The sequence below is a fragment of the Agrococcus sp. GCM10030265 genome, from assembly GCF_042666675.1.
In the GTDB taxonomy this organism is placed as follows: domain Bacteria; phylum Actinomycetota; class Actinomycetes; order Actinomycetales; family Microbacteriaceae; genus Agrococcus.
In genome coordinates, this window is sequence record NZ_JBHTCZ010000002.1 from 136,168 (window position 1) to 155,273 (window position 19,106).

Here is a 19,106-nt window from a genome sequence, read left to right on the forward strand (position 1 = left end):
CGGCGCCCGCTCACCGCGTCGGCAGCGGCCGCAGGTCGTCGAGCGACTTGTCGGCACGCAGGCCGCGCCAGACGGGCTGGCGGAAGGCGCCCGCCTCGGTCACCGACGTGAAGCGCACCTCGCCGACGGCGGCGCGCATCCACGTCATGGCGCGTGCGACGTCGGCGGGCACGTCGTCGACGGCGCGGGATGCACGCGACTGATCGGGCAGCCGCTCGCGGATGGCGGCGCGGTCGCGGGCGGAGAAGCCGGTGCCGACCCTCCCGGCGTAGCGCAGCCCGCCGGCCTCGGTCGGCGCGGCGAGCACGAGCGAGCCGAACGTGCGCCCGAGCGATCCCTCGCCGGGCAGCCAGCCGACCACGGCCACCTCGTGCGTGCGCACGTGCACGACCTTGCGCCAGTCGTCGCTGCGCGCGCCCGGCTGGTACGTCGACGCGAGGCGCTTCGCCACGAGCCCCTCGATCCCGAGGCGCTGCGAGGCCTCGACGATCGCCGACGCCGACCCGAGGAGCTGCTCGGTGATGGCGACGCGCTCCGACGGCACGACGACGCGCTCGAGCTCGTCGCGGCGCTCGGACAGCGGCAGCCGCAGCAGCGACCGGCCGTCGACCTCGAGGGCGTCGAAGGCGACGAACGTCACGGGCTCGCCGCGATCCACCGCGCGACCGCGGGCGCGGCGATCGCCGAGCCGCCCCTGCAGCGACGAGAAGTCGCCACCGCCCGCGCCGGCGACGAGCTCGCCGTCGAGGATGGCGCGCTCGGCGGTCACGGCCTGCCGGATGGGTGCGAGGAGCTCGGCGAACCCCTCGGTGAGGGACTGGCCCGATCGGGAGCGCACGCGCACGTCGTCGCCGTCGACGACGACGAGGGCGCGCCAGCCATCCCACTTCGGCTCGAAGACCCAGCCCTCGCCGACGTCGGCGAGCGATCGCGTCGAGGCGAGCATCGGCGTGATGGCGCGCGGCACGGCGGCACCGCGCGAGCGCTCCCTCCGCTCGCCCGCCGCGGTGGGGAGCCGCATGCGATGGCAGAGCCACTGGTCGCCGTCGGTCTGCACGAGCGCGATGCGCACGGGCGCGCCGCCGAGCCCGCCGTCCGATCGCCCGTGCAGCGTCACGGCCTTCAGCGCCGGATCCCAGTCCTTCACGGTGTACTCGCCGGCATCCCAGATGCGGATCTCGCCCGCGCCGTACTCGCCCTTCGGGATGGCGCCCTCGAAGCCGCCGTACTCGAGCGGATGGTCCTCGGTGCGCACCGCGAGCCGATCCCTCTCGCCCGACGTCGGGATGCCCTTGGGGATCGCCCACGACTGCAGCACGCCGTCGTGCTCGAGGCGCAGATCCCAGTGGAGGCTCGACGCGTGGTGCTCGTGGATGACGAACGAGCGACCGTAGGTCGGCTGCGGCGCCTCCTCGGGCACGGGCTCGGGCGTGCGATCGGCGGAGCGCTTCTGCCGGTACGCCGCGAGGCGGTCGACCATCGGCGGGGGAGCGAGCGGTGCGAGCAGGTCGCCGTCGCGCGCGACGCGCTCCAGCACCTCGGCATGCGTCAGCTGCGCGAGGCCGTCCGACTCGATCTCGCTCCACGTGCGCGGCGCCGCGACCGTCGGCTGCGACCGCCCGCGCAGGGAGTACGGGGCGATCGTCGTCTTCGCGCCGGAGTTCTGGCTCCAGTCGACGAGCACCTTGCCGACGCGGCTCGCCTTGCGCTGCGACGACACGACGAGGTCGGGATGCAGCTCCTCGAGCGAGACGGCGATGGCCTTCGCGAGCGCCGAGGCCCGCTCGCCGTCGAGCCCGTCGATGCGGCAGTAGAGGTGGATGCCCTTCGACCCGCTCGTGACGGGGAGCGGTCGCAGCCCCATGTCGCGCAGGAGGTCGCGAGCGACGAGGGCGACCTCCTGGCACTCCGGCAGCCCCGCGCCCTCGCCGGGGTCGAGGTCGAGCACGAGCCGATCCGGGTCGCGTCGCGCGCCGTCGGGCCCGAACCGCCACTGCGGCACGTGCAGCTCGAGCGCCGCCATCTGCGCGAGCCACGCGAGGGTCGCGGCGTCCTCGACGAGCGGGTACTCCTTCGGCCCGTCCTTGTGCTCGATGGGGCGCCTGGGGATCCACGAGGGCGCACCCTGCTCGAGCGCCTTCACGAAGAACACCTCGCCGGGGTCGTCGTCCGTGCCCACGCCGTGCACCCAGCGCTTGCGCGTCACGGGTCGATCCCGCACATGGGGGAGCATGACGGGCGCGACCTCCTGCAGGTAGGCCATGACGTCGGCCTTCGTGGTCCCGGCGTCCGGGTAGAGCACCTTGTCGAGGTTCGACACTCCGAGCGTGCGGCCGCCGACGCGGACGCTCTGCTCGGCCATCCGCGGTCGCCTCAGGCCGACTTCGAGCGCTTCGAGGACGAGCCGGTGCCCGACTCCTTCGCGGCGCCCTTCGACGTGTCCTTCGCGTCGCCCTTCGAGGCACCCTTCGCCGCGCCCCGGCGCCGCTCGACCGAGCGCTGCAGCGCCTCCATGAGGTCGAGCACCTCCGCCTCCTCGGCCTCCTCGCCGAACGTGGCGGCGGTGTCGATCGCGTCGCCCTGCTCGAGCTTCGCCTCCACGAGCTGCCGCAGCTGCACCTGGTAGTCGTCCTGGTACTCGTCGGGCGCGAAGTCGCCCGAGAGCTCCTTCACGATCGCCTTCGCGAGGTCGAGCTCCTTCGCCTGGATGCGCGGCCGCTCGTCGAGGCTCGCGAAGTCGGCGGCGCGGATCTCGTCGTCCCACAGCATCGTCTGCACCATGAGCACGTCGTCGTGCACGCGCAGCACCGCGAGCCGCGAGCGCTGCCGGATCGAGATGCGCACGATCGCCGTGCGCTGGGTCTCGTCGAGCACGCGCCGCAGCAGCGTGTAGGCCTTGAGCGCCGTGCCCGTCGGCTCGAGGTAGTACGACTTCTCGAGCCGGATGGGGTCGACCTGCTTCGAGGGCACGAACTGCACGACCTCGATCTCGCGCGAGCGCTCGACCGGCAGCGCCTTCAGGTCGTCGTCGCGCAGCACGACGGTCTTGCCGTCCTCCTCGTACGCCTTGTCGATGTGCTCGTAGGCGACGACCTCGCCGCACACCTCGCACTTGCGCTGGTACCGGATGCGACCGCCATCCTCGTCGTGCACCTGATGCAGGCGCACGTCGTGGGTCTCGGTCGCCGAGTACAGCTTGACGGGCACGTTGACGAGCCCGAAGGCGATGGAGCCCTTCCACATGGCGCGCATGCAGCCATGCTGCACCGACGAGCAACCTTCGACAAGGCCTTGAGACAGCGGCCGCGAGCGCGGACGATCCGGAATGCGCCGCGACCGCATGCGGTTCGCCCTCACGATGAGCACCCCCAGCGCAGCCCCCGCCGCCGTCGGCCTCCGATCCGAGCGCGGCCCGCTGCTGCTGGCGATGATGCTCTCGACGGGGCTCGTCGCCATCGACGCCACGATCCTGTCGACGGCGGTGCCGTCCATCGTCGACGACCTCGGCGGCTTCGCGTCGTTCCCGTGGCTGTTCTCGATCTACCTGCTCGCGTCCTCCGTCACGACCCCCGTGTACGCGAAGCTCGCCGACACGATCGGCCGCAAGCCCGTGATGCTCTTCGGCATCGCGGCGTTCCTCGTGGGCTCGCTGCTGTGCGGCGTCGCATGGGACATGCCCTCGCTCATCGCATCCCGCGCCGTGCAGGGCATCGGCGCCGGCGCGATCCTGCCGGTGTCGATGACGATCGTCGGCGACGTGTACACGCTCGAGGAGCGCTCGCGCGTGCAGGGCTACCTCGCGAGCGTCTGGGCGATCTCCGCCGTCGTCGGACCGACGCTCGGCGGCGTCTTCGCGCAGCTCGACGCGTGGCGCTGGATCTTCCTCGTGAACGTGCCGCTGTGCATCGTGGCGGGCGTGCTCGTCGCGCGGCGATTCCACGAGCGAGTCGAGCGGCAGACGCATCGGCTCGACTGGCTCGGGGCGCTCCTGCTGACGTCGTCGCTCTCGCTGCTCATCCTCGGCGTGCTCGAGGGCGGCCGCGCGTGGGCGTGGGCGTCGCCCCTCTCGGTCGGCATCCTCGGCGCGGGCGCCGTGCTGCTCGCGCTCTTCGTCGTCGTCGAGCGCCGCGCCGCCGAGCCCATCCTCCCGCCGATGCTGCTGACGCGACGCCTCCTACGCACGACGGCGCTCATGGGCCTCGCGATCGGCGGCGGCCTCATCGGCCTCACGGCGTACGTGCCGACGTACCTCGAGGGTGCGATCGGCCTCGCACCCATCTGGGCGGGGCTCGCCCTCGCGACGCTCACGATCGGCTGGCCCATCGCGGCGTCGCTCTCGGGCCGCCTGTACCTGCGCATCGGCTTCCGGGCGACGACGATCGTCGGCGGCGTCATCCTCGTGCTCGCGGCCGGGGCGCTCGCGGCCCTCGCCGGCTTCCCGTCGCCGTGGATCGTCGCGGTGCTGTGCCTGCTCGTCGGCCTCGGCTTCGGCTTCACGGCGGTGCCGAGCGTCGTCGCGGCGCAGGCGAGCGTCGACTGGTCCGAGCGTGGCGTCGTCACGGGAGCGCAGATGTTCTCCCGCTCGATCGGGCAGGCGATCGGCGCCGCCGTGCTCGGCGCGCTCGCGAACGCCACGGTGGATGCGGCCGGCGGCGACGCGACGGACCCCGCGACGATCGTCGGCGCCTCGCAGGTCGTGTTCGTCGGCACCGCGGTGCTCGCGGTGCTCGTGCTCGCCGCCGCGCTCGCCATGCCGCGCGACCGCGGCGTCCACGCGGCGCAGGAGGCGCGGGAGCCCGCGGCTCGGGGCTGACGGCTGCGCGCGCATGCCAGGATGCCCCTGATGCCCACGACGCGCGCTCCCGCGAGCGATCCGGCGCCATCGGCGCCGCAGCCGCTGCTTCGGGCGCTGCACGACGCGCTCCTCGCCCGCATGGGGCCGCAGGGGTGGTGGCCGGCCGACGACCGCTTCGAGATGATGCTCGGCGCGGTGCTCGTGCAGCACACGCGGTGGGAGAACGCCGTGCTCAGCATCGGGCGACTGCGCGAGGCGGGGCTCCTCGATCCGCCCGCGCTCGCAGCCGAGTCGCCCGAGCGCCTCGTGCCGCTGCTGCGGCGCAGCGGGTTCATGATGGCGAAGGCGCGCGCGTGCATCGCGCTCGCGCGATGGACCGTCCGCGAGGAGGCCGAGCACGGCCTTCTCGACCACCTCGACGACGCTGCGCTGCGGGCATCGCTGCTCGCGGTCACGGGCGTCGGCCCCGAGACGGCGGACGTCATCGCGCTGTACGCGTTCGGACGCGGGGTCCTCATCGCCGACGCGTACGCGTGGCGGCTGCTCGTCGCGCTCGGCCACGACGCACCGCGACCCTACGAGGCGCTGCGCCGCTCCCTCGCGCCGCACGTCGCCGAGGCGGGTCTCACGGTGCCCGAGCTGCAGGAGCTGCACGCGCTCGTCGACGAGTTCGGCAGGCTCGCCGCGCGCGACGCGACGCTCGTGCCTGCCCTGCGCGACGAGCTGGATGCCGTCGGGGTCGCGCCCGCGGCGCGGGGCTAGCCGGCGCGTCGCCGCGCGACGAGGCCGAGAGCCCACATCCCCACGGCGACGAGCGTCGCGAGCGCAGCGGCGACGACCCCGGCGACCACGCCGGCCACGAACGAGAAGACGAAGGCCGCGACGCCCACGACGAGCATCGTGACGACGACGAGCGTCGCGAGCAGGAGGCGGTCGCCCAGCCGCACCGTCGCCTCCTTCACGCGCCTGCCGAACAGCAGCCGGTGCACGGCCACGGGCGCGAGCCCGAGGAGCGTCGCGAGGCCCGCCAGCGCCACGAGCACGAGGTAGTGCACGACGAGCTCGCGCGAGAGGTCCTCGAAGCGGGACTGGAAGGCGACGGCGAGCAGGAAGCCGGAGATGAGCTGCGTGCCCGTGAGGGCGACGCGCAGCTCCTGCAGGATGTCGTTCCAGTTGCGATCGAGCCGCTCGCTCGTTGACTCGTCGCGGTCGTCGCCGCGCGCAGCCTCGGTCATGCGCTCATCCTGCATCGACGCACGCGCCCACGCCAGTGGCGGCTCAGTGGGAGCGGATGCGCTCGATGAGCTGCTGCTTGCGCAGCCCGGAGTACCCCGTGATGCCGAGCTCCTTCGCGCGCGCCCGCAGCTCGGGGACCGTGCGGTCGTCGAGATCCTGCGCCTCGCCGCCGCGCCTGCCGACGGCGCCGCGGCCGTCGCGCGCCGCCGCGTTCGCGATCCGCGCGGCCTTCTCGGCGCTCGCGCCGTCGTCGCGCAGGTCGCGGTAGAGCTTCTCGTCCTTGATGGAGGGGTTCGGCATGGCACCACGGTCGCCGATCGGGCCGTGCGCGAGGAGGGGCTTGACGAGTCAGACGAGCGCGCGCCGGCGCGCGGGGAGGCTCACGAGCACGATGCCGACCGCGACGGCGGCGAGTCCCATCCACGCGAGCGTCGACAGCCGCTCGTGCAGGACGAGCACGGCGAGCATCGTCGCGACGACGGGCTCGGCGAGCGCGAGCGTCGTGGCGGTCGAGGCCGTGAGGGCGCGCAGCGCGAAGCCGAAGAGCAGGTACGACGCGGCCATGGGCACGAGCGCGAGGTACGCGAGCGTGAGCGCACCGTGGGCGGACGCGAGGGGACCGGGCCCCAGCACCAGGAAGAGCGGCACCATCACGACGCTGCCGACGAGGAAGATCGCGGCCATCGAGCCATGCGACGTGCGTCCGCCGGCGATGAGGCGCGCGCCCGCGTAGGAGTAGAGCGCGTAGCCGACCCCCGCCGCGAGGGCGAGCGCGATGCCGAGCGGGGGGTTCGCGCCGGTGGTCGACTCGCCCGAGCCGACGGCGAGCAGCGCGACGCCCGCGGCCGCGACGACGGTGGCGACGCCCCACCGCATCGACGGTCGACGGCGGTCGAGCGCCCATTCGAGCACGGCGGCGAAGATCGGGCCCGAGCCGAGCGCGAGCACGTTGCCGACGGCGACGCCCGCGAGGTCCATCGCCGGGTAGTAGGCCGTCGGATACAGCACGGCGCCCGCGCCGCCCGCGAGCAGCCACGGCCATGCAGCGCGGTCGCGCAGCACGCGCGAGACGGCGCGCCACGAGAGCGCGGCGAGCACGAGACCGCCGACGCCGAACGTCGCCATGCCGATCAGCAGCGGCGACGACCCCTCGGGCGCGAGGTGCGCGACGGTGCCCGTCGTGCCCCACAGCACGGCGGCGGCGAGGACGGCGGCCGTGTGGATGGGACGCGCGTCGCTCACGGTCCCGAGCCTAGGCGGCGCACGGCGGGCGATTCGCCAGCCATCCGCCGGCGCGATCGGGGAGGATGGGCCCGTGCACCGCATCCGAGCCCTCCTGCACGGCATGACCATCCTCGCCGCCGGACTCCGGCTCGGCTGGCGGAGTCCGCGCCTCGCGATCCTCGGCATGGTGCCGCCGCTCGTCGTGGGCCTCGCGTTCGTCGTGGGGCTCGTCGTGCTCGGGCTGCGCGCGAGCGCGATCGTCGACGCGCTCACGCCGTTCGCCGACGCCTGGGCCGATCCGTGGCCCGCGGTGCTGCGCATCGTGCTGGCGATCGCGCTCGTCGTGGGCGCCGCGGCGATCGGCGTCCTCCTCTTCGCCGCCGTGACCCTGCTCGTGGGCGCGCCCTTCTACGAGCGCATCTGGCGCGCGGCGGAGGACGAGCTCGGCGGCATCCCGGACGAGGTCGAGCTCACGGTGCGGCAGTCGATCGCGAAGGGCATCGACGACGGGCTGCGGCTCGCGGGCGTCGGCATCCTCACGGGCATCGTCGTGCTGCTCCTCGGCCTCGTGCCGGTCGTGGGCTCCGCGATCGGATGGATCGGCGGGGCGCTCGTCGGCTCGCGCGCCCTCGCGGTCGAGCTGACGAGCATGGCGTCGGATGCGCGCGGCCTGTCGCTCGACGAGCGTCGTCGCCTGCTCGACACGGCTCCCGACGTCGCGCGCGGCTTCGGCCTCGCCGTCTACCTGCTGTTCCTCGTGCCCGGGGGCGCCGTGCTCGTGACGCCCGCCGCGACCGTCGGCGGCATGCTGCTCGTCCGCGAGCTGCGCGGCGAGCCGACCGCGCCGACCACGCCGTCGCGCGATCCCGGCGCGGACGACGCGCCGCCCGTGCCGCCCGCGCCGTCGATCACCTCGCCGCTCGCGTAGGCTGTCACGGATGTCCGGCTCCTTCCTCGTCCGCACGGCGACCGCAGCCGAGATCGACCGCTGGGACGCGCTCATCGCGCAGAACCCCGACGGTGGGCACATGGTGCAGTCCGCCGCCTTCGCCGACGTCAAGCGCGGCGATGGCCTCGAGCCCCGCTTCCTCGTCCTCGAGGGCGCGCAGACGATCCACGTCCTCGCGCTCGAGGGCCGCGTGTGGCTCGGGCGCTACTGGTACGTGCCGCTCGGCCCCACGGCCGACGACCTCGAGGGCGTCGTCGCCGCGCTGCGCACGTACGCGGCCGCGCAGCCGGGCCTGCTCGTCGTGAAGATCGAGCCGCGCCTCGAGCGCACGCCCGAGCTCGTCGCGCGCCTCGAGGCCGCGGGCCTCGAGCGCAGCCGCGACATGCAGGTGCAGACGCACACGGTCGTGCTCGACCTCGAGCAGGGCGCGGAGGCGCTGCTGGCCTCGTTCTCGCAGTCGACCAGGCGGCACATCCGCAAGGCGGAGCGCGACGGCTACCGCGTCGAGCGCGTCGACGTCACGCCCGAGACGCGCGAGCGCATGCACGCGATGATGCAGACCGTCGCGGGCGGCAAGGGCATGGCCGGCATGCGCGAGCGCGCCTACTACGACCGCTTCTGGCAGGCGTTCGCCGATCGCGGCACCGGCCAGCTCTACCTCGGCTTCGACGACGACGGCGACGTGCCGCAGGCGGGCATCTTCGTGACCTTCGCCGGCCGCACCGCCGTGTACAAGGACGGCGGCTCTCGCCCCGATCGGCGCATCGCGGGCGGTGCGCCGCTGCTGCTGCACACGGCCATGCAGGATGCGATCGAGCGCGGCTGCACGGCGTTCGACCTCGCAGGCACGCCGCCGGCCGACCGCCTGGGCGACGAGACGCATCCGTTCCACGGCCTCGGCCAGTTCAAGACGCGCTTCGGGCCCGTCACGAGCTTCCTGCCGTCGTTCGACCTCGTGCTGCATCCGCTGCGGCACCGACTCTGGGAGCACGGCCTGCGCAGGATCGAGTGGCGGCTGCGGCCCGGACCGGACACGCTGCGATGACGGGGGAGACGGTGCACGAGCTCCGCGAGGCGACCGCGGCCGAGATCGCCGACTGGGACGCCCTCGTCGCGCAGAACCCCGACGGCGGCCAGTTCACGCAGACCCTCGCGTTCGCCGAGGTCAAGCGGTGGGACGGCTTCCGCACCCACCACATGGTGTACGACGGCGCCGAGCCCGTGCGGGCGCTCGTGCTCGAGCGCCACGGCGTCATCGGCCGCTTCTGGTACGTGCCCTCGGGGCCGTGGCATCCGCGCCTCGACTCGATCGTCGCCGCGACGCGCGCGTACGTCGAGCGGCACCGACCCGACCTCGTGTCGGTGAAGCTCGAGCCTCGCCTGCGACGCACCGACGAGCACATGGCGCTGCTGCGCGGCGCCGGGCTCGTCGAGGCCGACGACGTGCAGATCCACACGCACACCGTGATCGCCGACCTCACGCAGGGCCCGGAGGCGCTGCTCGCGAGCTTCTCGAAGGCGGTGCGCAAGAACATCCGCCACGCCGAGCGCGAGGGCTACACGGTCGAGCGCGTCGAGCCGACGCCCGCGCTCATGGATCAGATGTGGGCGCGGATGCAGACGATCTCCGGCGGCAGGGGCCTCAGCGGCATGCGCGGCGAGGAGTACTACCGCACGGTGTGGAAGGCGTTCACCGACCACGGGATGGCCGACTGGTGGGTGGGCGACGACGGCGGCGACGGCCCGCAGACCATCACGTTCACCATCCCGTTCGGTCGCGACGTCATCGACAAGGACGAGGGCTCGCGCCCCGATCGCCGCATCAACGGCGGAGCCCACCTCGGGAGGTGGACGCGGATGCGCCACTACGCCGAGCGCGGGTTCGAGGGCTTCGACATGATGGGCGCGCCGCCGTCGTGGCGGAAGGACGACGAGACGCACTTCATGCACTCGCTCGCGCGCTTCAAGACGCAGTTCGCGCCGATCGCCGACTTCGTGCCGTCGTTCGACCTCGAGCTGCGGCCGGGCAGGCAGCGCGTGTGGGATCGCTACGTGCGGCCCATCGAGTGGCGTGCGAGGCGTCGCCCGACGGGCCTGTGGTGAGGGCCCGCGGTGACGAGCGCGGTGACGAGGACGCGATGGTGACGGAGGGGGCGGACGCGGTGGCGACGCTGAGGACGGCGACGGCGGCGGAGGTCGCACGCTGGGACGCGCTCGTGCAGGCGAACCCGGACGGCGGTCAGTGGGCGCAGGGCGAGGCCTACGCGGCGCTCAAGCAGCACGAGGACGACCTGCACCCCGTGCATCTCGTGCTCGAGGGCGCGCCGGGCGTCGCGGGCGACGTCGCGATGCTCGCGCTCGAGCACCGCTCGATCGTGGGCCGTCAGTGGTACCTCCCGCAGGGGCCGAGCCTGCCCATCGAGGCGGTGCCCGCCTTCACGCAGGCGCTGCGCGCGTTCGCGCGCACCGTGCCGCACCTCTACGCGGTGCGCATCGAGCCCTTCCTCGTCGACGTGCCCGAGGCGCGGCGCACGCTGCAGGACGCGGGGTGGCAGGCCTCCGACCGCATGCAGCAGAACCAGCACACGGTGCTCGTCGACCTCGAGCCGGAGCCCGACGCGATCTTCGCCGCGTTCTCGAAGAACCTGCGCAACCACATCCGCAAGGCCGGTCGCGACGGCTATCGCGTCGAGAAGGTCGAGCCGACCGACGAGAACCTCGAGACGATGTACCGCCTCATGCAGACGGTCTCGGGCGGCAAGGGCGTCGCAGGCATGAAGCCGTACCCGTACTACCGCAGGCTGTGGACCGAGCTGCGCGAGCGCGGCCAGGGCCATCTGTGGTTCGGCTACGACGGGGCGCACGAGGGCCCGCAGGCGTCGTCGTTCATGATCGGCTACGGCCGCTACGCGCTCGCGAAGGACGGCGGCTCGGTGCCCGATCGCGCCATCCGCGGCGGCGCCCACCTCATCCGCTGGACGGCGATGCAGTGGTTCAAGGAGCACGACGGCCGCACGATCTACGACGCGTACGCGACGCCGCCGTCGTGGAAGGCCGACGACCAGAGCGAGCAGCTCTACGGGCCGGGCCGGTTCAAGCTGCTCTTCGGCCCCATCACGGACCACCTCCCGAGCCACCTGCTGCTGCTCGAGCCGCGCCGCTGGCAAGCCTTCGCCCGCGTGGTGCTGCCCATCGAGTGGCGACTGCGCAGGCGCCCCTGGGGCATCTGGTAGCCGCCTGCACGTCGGCTGGACGCGCGGCACGCCGCGGGGGCGGAGCCGACGCTCGGGCGCACCTCGATACGCTGGGCGCATGGCACGCGTCGGAGATCCAGCCGAGCTCGCCCGCATCCTGCGTGGGGAGTGGGCGATCCGCGCGACGACCTTCCCGTACTGGCTCTCGCCGAACCGCCGGAACACGCGCGTGACGATCGAGACCGTCGAGTCGTCGCCGCTCAAGCTGCGCGAGACGTACGAGTACCACCGGCCCGACAAGGGCGATCGCGAGCTCGTCGCCGAGATGCGATGGAAGGGCGACCACTTCGCGTGGAAGGCGCTCGGCGCCACGAAGCTCATCCGCACGGCGTGCGTCGTGAGCGACACGCCCGCCACCGCCGACATCGTGAGCGTGCACTACGGGCGCAGCACCATGGTGCGGCAGCCGGCCGTGACGCTGCTCGCGCGCCCGCACCTCGACCCGGACCACGTGCGGGCGATGGTGTCGCGCGACACGCACTCGTTCGAGCTCTCGGCCGGCGAGTTCTGGCGCCTGCAGTGGCTGCAGGTGCATCCGATCGTGTCGGCGGAGCCCACGCCCTCCTGAGTCGTGTTGGATGGACCCATGCTCGACGACGCGGCCGGCATCCTCAGGCGCCTCGCCGCGAGCACGGGCCGTGAGCTGGTCACCTTCCGGCAGCAGGATCTCGAGCCCGTCTCCGACGGCATCATCCTCGGTTACGCGTGCACGCTGCGCGGCCCGGACGACGCGCTCGAGCGCGTGACGATCTACGTCAACACCTCGCCGGACGCGCCCCTCGGCGAGCAGACGGTGCAGCTCGTCGACCGCGCGACGGGCGACCGCCTCACGGCGTGGACGTACCCGCAGGATCCGTCGCTGCCGTCGCTGCCCGCGGTGTCCTACCCGGAGGCCGCGGGCGTCGTGCTCGCGAAGTTCGGCATCGAGGCCGCCGGCGCGACGCTCACGATGGAGTCGTACCGCCCGGGCAAGCGCGCGGTGCTGCGCGTCGACACGGGCGGCACGCAGCACTTCGCGAAGGTCGTGCAGCCAGCGCTCGCCGCGACGATCCACGACCTGCACGTCGCGCTGCACGCGGCAGGCCTGCCCGTGCCGCGCAGCCTCGGCTACTCGGAGGCCGGCCTCCTGCTGCTCGAGCGCATGCCGGGCGACCCCGCCCTCGAGCACGTCGCCGCCATCGCCGACGACCCGCGCTTCGTGGCGAGCATCGACGGCATCGTCGCGCAGCTCGCCCGCGTGCGCGTCGGCGTCGCCGCTCGCGAGTCGCTCGCGCGACGCGCCGAGTGGTACGCGGCGCGCATGGCCGAGACGGCGCCCGTGCTCGCGCCCCGCGCCTCGGCCATCGTCGAGCGGGTGCGCGCGCTCTACGCGTCGACGGCGGTGCCGATGCCCGTGACGGTCCACGGCGACCTGCACCTGGGGCAGATCCTCGTCGACCGGCACGAGCCGTGGCGCATCACGGGCCTCATCGACATCGACACCGCGGGGCTCGGCGACCCCGCCGACGATGCGGCCGCCCTCGCAGCCCACGTGGTCGTGACGGCGTTCGAGTCGGCGTCGGCCGGGGCGCGCAGCGATGCGGATGCGCTGCGCAGGCTCGCGGGCGCGCTGCGCTCGCGCTGGGCCGACGGCGGCCGCACGGCCGCGATCGCCGCCATCCACCTCACGGGGCACGCCCTCGCCGTCGCGGGCAGGGGCGACGAGCATCTGCCGGTGGCGGCGCGCCTGCTCGACGAGGCCGACCTCGCCCTGGCGACGACGCTGCATCCGCAGGCCTGACGCGCGCTCAGTCGAGCGGGATGCCGTCCTCGCGCAGGCTGCGCTCGAGCCCGCCGCCGTTCGGGGCGAAGTGCCACGGCACCGTCGAGTCCTGCCGCTCGTGCTTGCGGCCGCCCGCGAGCACCGCCTCCTGCGGCGAGAGCTGGCGGATGGCGACCGCGGCGACCGACTCGGGATGCTCGTCGGCGAACGCCGCGTAGATCGACTCGTCGTGCTGGCCGTCGTCGCCGACGAGCAGCCAGCGGATGTCGGGGAAGTCGCGCGCGAGCCTGCGCAGCTGCGCGCGCTTGTGCACCTGGCCCGACCGGAAGAACCGGTCGTGCGTGGGGCCCCAGTCGGTGAGGATGAGCGGCCCCGGCGGGTAGAGGTTGCGCGAGAGGAAGCGGCGCAGCGCCGGGGCGACGTTCCAGGCGCCCGTCGAGAGGTAGATGAACGGCGCGGTCGGGTTGGCGCGACGCACGCGGTCGTACAGCACGGCCATGCCGGGCACGGGCCTGCGCGCGTGCTCGTCGAGCACGAACGCGTTCCAGGCCGCGAGCATGGGGCGGGGGAGCAGCGTGACCATGACGGTGTCGTCGACGTCGGAGACGACGCCCACCCGCGTGGCGGGGTCGACGACGAAGATCGGCGCCTGCACGGGCTCGGAGCCCGGCACCGTGAGCGTGACCTCGCGCCACCCGGGCTCGAGCGACACGGGCACGACGGCGTCGACGACGCCGCCGCGGTCGGCCGTCACGGTCGCGGTCGTGCCGCCGGACGACACCGTGACCTCGGCCGACGAGAGGCTGATCGACGTGAACGTGCGCCAGCCGCGCATGTTCTCGTACATCGCGCGCTGCTCCCGGCCGGGCGTCACGAGCAGCACGCGACACAGCACGCGCACCCATCCGTCGCCGCCGTAGCCGGCGTAGGGGATGACCGCGGGTCGTCGGCCGCCGCGCAGCGCGCGCGCCTCGAGCCGCTCCTGCACCCAGTCCTCGATGCGCGCGGCGCGGTGGAGGATGGGGTCCGGCACATGCGCCAGGGGGTCGAGCTCAGCCACGTCGATGCCTCATCGCCTTCACGCTACCTGCGCCGATGGGGTGCCGTCGTCCGCGCGCGTCACGCGAGCGGTGCGACGAGCCACGGTCCCTCGGCGCGCACGTCGCCGACCTCGCGGCCCACCTCGCGCAGCGACAGCTCGTCGACGTGCTCGGAGGCCGCTGCCACGACGGCCTCGACGAGGTCCTGGTCGCCCTCGGTCTCGGCGTCGAGCCACGTGTCCCACAGCTCGGGTGCGAGCACGACGGGCATGCGGTCGTGCAGGTCGGCGAGCCGGCCCGTGGCGTCGGCGGTGAGGATGGTCGACGAGAGCACCCAGGCGCCCTCGGGGTTGCGCCACCATGCGTACAGCCCGGCGAAGCCCATGGGCTGCTCGCCCTCGGCGTGCACGAGGAAGGGCGTGCGCTCGGGCTTGCGCCACTCGTACCAGCCCGAGGCGGGCACGATCGCGCGGCGCGTCGCGAGCGAGGCGGCGAAGGTGCGCCGCTCGTGCACCGTCTCGCTGCGCGCGTTGATGGCCTTCACGCCGCTCGAGAGATCCTTCGACCACGGCGGCACGAGCCCCCACCGCGCGGCCTCGAGACGTCGCGTCGGCGGCGTGCCGTCGCGCGAGGGCGGCTCGACGACGATGGGCGCGAGGTCGGTCGGCGCCACGTTCCAGGAGCGATCGGGCAGGTCGCCCATCTCGTCGACCTCGAACAGCGCGACGAGATCGCTGGGATCCGCAGCCATGACGTAGCGTCCGCACACCCGGGCATCATGGCACGTCCGCATCCGGTGGGCGCGGCGCACGCGGCGACCGAGCCGACCCGGAGTAGCATCGGGCGAACTGAGCGTCGCTCGAATGTGCATGCGGCGCGCCTGCAGGATGGAGTGAGCGATGCCCATGTCGGTGCACCCGGACGCCGCCTCGGTGGCGGTCCGCAGCGAGCCGGTGCAGCCGCGAGCCGCTGCTCGCATCGAGGCCCTGCTCGACGCCGCGGCCCACTGCGTCGACGACGTCGGCTCCGAGCTGCTCACGACCGCGATGGTCGCGAAGTCGGCGGGCGCGTCGATCGGCACGGTCTACCGCTACTTCCCCGACCGCATCGCCGTGCTCGTCGCGCTCGCCGGTCGCAACCTCGAGCGGCTGCGTGCGCGCTTCGAGCGCACGCTCTCCGACGCCGACCACGTCACGTGGGAGGACGCCGTCACCGCGCTGCTGCGCGACTTCATCGGCGCGTACCGCGAGATCCCGTCGTTCCGCTCCGTGCGCACGGGCGACTGGCTCGACGTCGGCTCCGAGCGGCCGGCCGACTCGACCGAGCTCATCGCGGGCGAGACGCTGTCGGTGCTGTCGGCGCGCTTCGGCACGCCGAACGACGCCGAGGGCGCTGCCGCGCTGCGTCGCGGCTTCCGCGTGGCGGACGCGCTCGTGATGTTCGCCTTCCAGCGCGACCGCTTCGGCGACGAGGAGATCCTCGAGATGGCGCTGGAGCACGGCCTCATGGAGGCCAGGAAGGGCCTGGCCCCGCGATCGTGATCGTCTTCGAGCAGGTCTCCAAGCTCTACGGCGACGCCGTCGCCGTCCGCGCGTGCTCCCTCGAGATCCCGCCGCGCACGTGCACGGTGCTCGTCGGCTCCTCCGGCTCCGGCAAGACCACGCTCATGCGCATGGTCAACCGCATGGTCGACCCGACGTCGGGTCGCGTGACGATCGACGGCGAGGACGTCGCGTCCAAGGATCCCGTGCGCCTGCGCCGCGGCATCGGCTACGTGCTGCAGGCAGCCGGGCTGCTGCCGCATCGCACCGTCTGGCAGAACGTCGCGACGGTGCCGATGCTCGACGGCACGGGCAAGCGGGAGGCGCGCGAGCGCGCCCTCGCCCTGCTCGGCACCGTGGGTCTCGACCCCGAGCTCGCCGACCGCTACCCGCACCAGCTCTCCGGCGGGCAGCAGCAGCGCGTCGGGGTCGCCCGCGCGCTCGCCGCCGACCCGAACATCCTGCTCATGGACGAGCCGTTCGGCGCCGTCGACCCCATCGTGCGCCTCGAGCTGCAGCGCGAGACGCGCAGGCTGCAGCGCGAGCTCGGCAAGACGGTGCTGTTCGTGACGCACGACATCCAGGAGGCCTTCGCCCTCGCCGACCAGGTGGTCGTGCTCGAGAAGGAGGGCGTCATCGCGCAGCGCGGCACGCCCGCCGAGATCGTCGCGCAGCCCGCGAACGACTTCGTGCGCGAGTTCATCGGCGCCCGAGCAGGCGAGCGCTCGCTGCACGTCGAGGAGGTCGACGGGCGCCAGGTCGTCGTCGACCGCGACGGCACGCCGCTCGGCACCCTCGACGCCGCCTGAGGTCATCCCGCCATGGATTGGGTGATCGCCAACTGGGATCAGGTCTGGGACCTGACCGTCAACCACGCGCGCCTGTCGGTCGCGCCGATCGTCGTCGGCTTCCTCGTCGCCGTGCCGCTCGGCTGGCTCGCCGCAGGCAACCGCGTCGCGCGCTTCGTCATCCTCGCGTTCGGCAGCGCCCTCTACGCGATCCCGTCGCTGCCGCTGTTCCTCATCCTGCCGCTGCTGCTCGCGACGCGGACGCTCGACGAGATCAACCTCACGGTCGCCCTCACCCTCTACGCCGTCGCCATCATGGTGCGCAGCGCCACGGATGCGTTCGCCTCGCTGCCGCCCGCGACGATCTCGGCGGCGACGGCCGTCGGCTACGGCCGCGTGGGCAGGTTCCTGCGCGTCGAGCTGCCGCTCGCCGGCCCCGTGCTGCTCGCGGGCCTGCGGGTCATCGCGGTGTCGACCGTCGCGATGGTCACGGTCGGGGCGCTCATCGGCAGCGACAACCTCGGCTACCTCTTCACGAACGGGCGCGCGACGGGCAACCTCGACTCCGTGCTCACTGGCCTCGTGGGCACGCTCGTGCTCGCAGCCCTCTTCGACGCCGTCCTGCAGCTCGCAGGCCGCCTCGCGATGCCCTGGAGGCGCTGATGGAGTTCCTGCTCAGCGCCCTCGCATGGCTCGTCGCGCCCGAGCAGTGGGCCCCGCGCGCGCTGTACCCGGTGGGCACGCGCACGCTCGAGCACCTGTGGATCTCGCTCCTGTGCGTGCTCGTCGCCGCCGTGGTCGCGCTGCCGCTCGGCTGCTGGATCGGGCACACGGGCAAGGGCAGGCAGGCGGTGATCGCCATCACGAGCGCCGCGCGCGCCGCGCCGGCGCTCGGCGTGCTCTTCCTGTTCGTCATGGTGCTGACGGAGCCGCTCGGCACGCGTCCCGCACAGCTCGTCGGCTGCACGATCGCCCTGGCGATCATGGCGATCCCGTCGATCCTCGCCGGTGCGTACGCGGGCATCGAGAGCGTCGATCGCGTCACGATCGACGCCGCGCGAGCCTCGGGCATGACCGAGTGGCAGATCCTCACGAAGGTCGAGCTGCCGCTCGCGGCGCCCGTCATCCTCGGCGGGGTGCGCGCGGCGGTGCTCATGGTGATCGCGACCGCGACCATCGCCTCCTTCGCGGGTCTCAGCGGGCTCGGTCTCATCATCGCCGCCGGCATCAACCTCAACGACTACGACCTCATGCTGGGCGCATCGCTCGTCGTCGCGCTGCTCGCGATCGTCGTCGACCTGCTGCTCGCGATGGTGCAGCGCGCCGCGCAGCGGGCCCGCCACCTCGTCTGACCCAACGCCTGCGATCGCATGTCGCATTCGTAACACCGCGTCAAGGGCCTATCCGGGCGGTGCGGATGTCACCGGCGGATGCTTGCATGGAGATCCCTTCCCCCTTGAGGAGCTCCCATGCAGCGTCCCCTTCGCGCCATCGCGCTCACGCTCGTCGCCGGCGTCGCCCTCGCCGGCTGCGCGACGACCGACCCGACCGACTCCTCCGGAGGCGGCGAGCCCGCCGCCGACGGCGAGCTCGTCATCGGCTCGAACTCCTTCCCCGAGGCCGAGATCCTCGCCGAGCTCTACGCGCAGGCGCTCGAGGACGCGGGCTACGAGGTCGAGCGCAACCTCTCGATCGGCACGCGCCAGCAGACGTTCGCCGCCCTGCAGGACGGCGGCATCACGCTGCAGCCCGAGTACGCGGGCAACCTGCTGACCTTCCTCGACGAGGAGTCGACCGTCACGAGCGAGGACGAGATCGAGGGCGCCCTCGACGACGCGCTCGACGGCACGGGCATCGTCGCGTACGACTTCGCCTCCGCGCAGGATCAGGACGCCTACGTCGTCACGAGCGAGTACGCCGAGGCGAACGGCCTCGAGTCGATCGCCGACCTCGCGAACGTGCAGCCCTTCACGCTCGGCGCCAACCCCGAGTTCGGCGAGCTGTCGTACGGCCTGCCGGGCCTCGCCGACGTGTACGGCGTCACCGACGTCGAGTTCACGCAGTACACCGACTTCGGTGGCCCCGACACCGTGCAGGCGCTCGTCGACGGCACGATCGACGTCGCCAACATCTACACGACGAGCCCGGCCCTCGAGGAGAACGACCTCGTCGTGCTCGACGACCCCGAGCAGATCATCACGGCGCAGAACATCGTGCCGGTCATCGCCGAGACCGTCGCCACCGACGAGATCGAGGAGATCCTGAACGGCGTCTCCGCCGAGCTCACGACCGAGGACCTCATCGCGCTGCGCACGCGCGTCGAGGGCTCGGAGGCGGCGAGCCCCGCGGTCGCTGCGACCGACTGGCTCGTCGAGAAGGGCCTCATCGAGGGCTGATCGCCCGAGCCTCGCAGCGGGGGCTGTGCGTCGCATCGGCGACGCACAGCCCCCGCTTCTGCGTCGCACAGCGCTCGCTACCGTGTCGCACAGATGCGAGGGGGCCGCCTCGGGAGGAAGA

General features: G+C 73.2%; 20 protein-coding genes. 13 read left to right on the forward strand and 7 right to left on the reverse strand.

Annotated features, from left to right (window positions below):
• Positions 1–10: 10 nt before the first annotated feature.
• Together ligD and ACFQPP_RS04830 are read right to left on the reverse strand one after the other, a co-directional pair.
• On the reverse strand, positions 11–2,362 hold the full coding sequence (ligD, locus tag ACFQPP_RS04825; RefSeq protein ID WP_376915420.1) for a non-homologous end-joining DNA ligase: 2,352 nt from the start codon (positions 2,360–2,362) through the stop codon (positions 11–13).
• An 11-nt stretch (positions 2,363–2,373) separates the two neighbouring features.
• A complete protein-coding gene (locus tag ACFQPP_RS04830) occupies positions 2,374–3,252 on the reverse strand; it encodes a Ku protein (RefSeq protein WP_376915421.1) in 879 nt (292 codons plus the stop codon).
• Between the two features lie 106 nt (positions 3,253–3,358).
• Between ACFQPP_RS04830 and ACFQPP_RS04835 the strand changes: the two genes are divergently transcribed.
• On the forward strand, positions 3,359–4,813 hold the full coding sequence (locus tag ACFQPP_RS04835; protein WP_376915422.1) for an MFS transporter: 1,455 nt from the start codon (positions 3,359–3,361) through the stop codon (positions 4,811–4,813).
• A gap of 30 nt (positions 4,814–4,843) precedes the next feature.
• Positions 4,844–5,557 (forward strand): endonuclease III domain-containing protein, encoded by a 714-nt coding sequence (locus ACFQPP_RS04840; protein ID WP_376915423.1) that lies wholly within the window; start codon positions 4,844–4,846, stop codon positions 5,555–5,557.
• On the opposite strand, the gene ACFQPP_RS04845 is transcribed toward ACFQPP_RS04840, so the two are convergent.
• Genes ACFQPP_RS04845 through ACFQPP_RS04855 form a run of 3 tightly spaced genes read right to left on the reverse strand, consistent with a single transcriptional unit; the run spans position 5,554 to position 7,273 of the window.
• Positions 5,554–6,030, reverse strand: coding sequence for a DUF6328 family protein (locus ACFQPP_RS04845; RefSeq protein ID WP_376915424.1), 477 nt, complete (start codon positions 6,028–6,030; stop codon positions 5,554–5,556). The genes ACFQPP_RS04840 and ACFQPP_RS04845 overlap by 4 nt on opposite strands.
• 43 nt (positions 6,031–6,073) lie before the next feature.
• Complete coding sequence (locus tag ACFQPP_RS04850; RefSeq protein WP_376915425.1) at positions 6,074–6,331, reverse strand: Rho termination factor N-terminal domain-containing protein; 258 nt, start codon at positions 6,329–6,331, stop codon at positions 6,074–6,076.
• A 48-nt stretch (positions 6,332–6,379) separates the two neighbouring features.
• Positions 6,380–7,273: a DMT family transporter gene (locus ACFQPP_RS04855; protein WP_376915426.1), complete on the reverse strand. Its 894-nt coding sequence runs from the start codon at positions 7,271–7,273 to the stop codon at positions 6,380–6,382.
• A 73-nt stretch (positions 7,274–7,346) separates the two neighbouring features.
• On the opposite strand from ACFQPP_RS04855, the gene ACFQPP_RS04860 reads away from it, so the two are divergent.
• The 6 genes from ACFQPP_RS04860 (at position 7,347) to ACFQPP_RS04885 (ending at position 13,238) form a co-directional block, all read left to right on the forward strand.
• Complete coding sequence (locus tag ACFQPP_RS04860) at positions 7,347–8,183, forward strand: EI24 domain-containing protein (protein WP_376915427.1); 837 nt, start codon at positions 7,347–7,349, stop codon at positions 8,181–8,183.
• Positions 8,184–8,193: 10 nt separating this feature from the next.
• Entirely contained in the window at positions 8,194–9,249 is a 1,056-nt protein-coding gene (locus tag ACFQPP_RS04865) for a lipid II:glycine glycyltransferase FemX (protein ID WP_376915428.1), read from the forward strand.
• Between the two features lie 11 nt (positions 9,250–9,260).
• Positions 9,261–10,307: a lipid II:glycine glycyltransferase FemX gene (locus tag ACFQPP_RS04870; protein ID WP_376915429.1), complete on the forward strand. Its 1,047-nt coding sequence runs from the start codon at positions 9,261–9,263 to the stop codon at positions 10,305–10,307.
• Positions 10,308–10,342: 35 nt separating this feature from the next.
• The gene (locus ACFQPP_RS04875) at positions 10,343–11,437 is read left to right on the forward strand and encodes a lipid II:glycine glycyltransferase FemX (RefSeq protein WP_376915430.1); all 1,095 of its coding nucleotides are present in this window, start codon (positions 10,343–10,345) and stop codon (positions 11,435–11,437) included.
• Between the two features lie 79 nt (positions 11,438–11,516).
• Positions 11,517–12,026: a hypothetical protein gene (locus ACFQPP_RS04880; RefSeq protein WP_376915431.1), complete on the forward strand. Its 510-nt coding sequence runs from the start codon at positions 11,517–11,519 to the stop codon at positions 12,024–12,026.
• A gap of 18 nt (positions 12,027–12,044) precedes the next feature.
• Positions 12,045–13,238, forward strand: coding sequence for a phosphotransferase family protein (locus tag ACFQPP_RS04885; protein WP_376915432.1), 1,194 nt, complete (start codon positions 12,045–12,047; stop codon positions 13,236–13,238).
• A gap of 7 nt (positions 13,239–13,245) precedes the next feature.
• Here the strand turns inward: ACFQPP_RS04885 and ACFQPP_RS04890 are convergent, their stop codons facing one another.
• Both ACFQPP_RS04890 and ACFQPP_RS04895 read right to left on the reverse strand, forming a co-directional pair.
• Entirely contained in the window at positions 13,246–14,280 is a 1,035-nt protein-coding gene (locus ACFQPP_RS04890) for an App1 family protein (RefSeq protein WP_376915433.1), read from the reverse strand.
• Between the two features lie 59 nt (positions 14,281–14,339).
• On the reverse strand, positions 14,340–15,053 hold the full coding sequence (locus tag ACFQPP_RS04895) for an SOS response-associated peptidase (protein ID WP_376916752.1): 714 nt from the start codon (positions 15,051–15,053) through the stop codon (positions 14,340–14,342).
• A gap of 106 nt (positions 15,054–15,159) precedes the next feature.
• Between ACFQPP_RS04895 and ACFQPP_RS04900 the strand changes: the two genes are divergently transcribed.
• The 5 genes from ACFQPP_RS04900 to ACFQPP_RS04920 all read left to right on the forward strand — a co-directional run bounded on the left by ACFQPP_RS04900 (position 15,160) and on the right by ACFQPP_RS04920 (position 18,985).
• On the forward strand, positions 15,160–15,801 hold the full coding sequence (locus ACFQPP_RS04900; protein ID WP_376915434.1) for a TetR family transcriptional regulator: 642 nt from the start codon (positions 15,160–15,162) through the stop codon (positions 15,799–15,801).
• Complete coding sequence (locus tag ACFQPP_RS04905; protein WP_376915435.1) at positions 15,798–16,610, forward strand: ABC transporter ATP-binding protein; 813 nt, start codon at positions 15,798–15,800, stop codon at positions 16,608–16,610. Before ACFQPP_RS04900 ends, ACFQPP_RS04905 begins: the two co-directional genes overlap by 4 nt.
• A 12-nt stretch (positions 16,611–16,622) precedes the next feature.
• Positions 16,623–17,252, forward strand: a complete 630-nt coding sequence (locus ACFQPP_RS04910; RefSeq protein WP_376915436.1) for an ABC transporter permease — start codon at positions 16,623–16,625, stop codon at positions 17,250–17,252.
• Positions 17,252–17,941: an ABC transporter permease gene (locus ACFQPP_RS04915; protein ID WP_376915437.1), complete on the forward strand. Its 690-nt coding sequence runs from the start codon at positions 17,252–17,254 to the stop codon at positions 17,939–17,941. Before ACFQPP_RS04910 ends, ACFQPP_RS04915 begins: the two co-directional genes overlap by 1 nt.
• 117 nt (positions 17,942–18,058) lie before the next feature.
• Positions 18,059–18,985, forward strand: coding sequence for an ABC transporter substrate-binding protein (locus ACFQPP_RS04920; RefSeq protein ID WP_376915438.1), 927 nt, complete (start codon positions 18,059–18,061; stop codon positions 18,983–18,985).
• Positions 18,986–19,106: the final 121 nt, after the last annotated feature.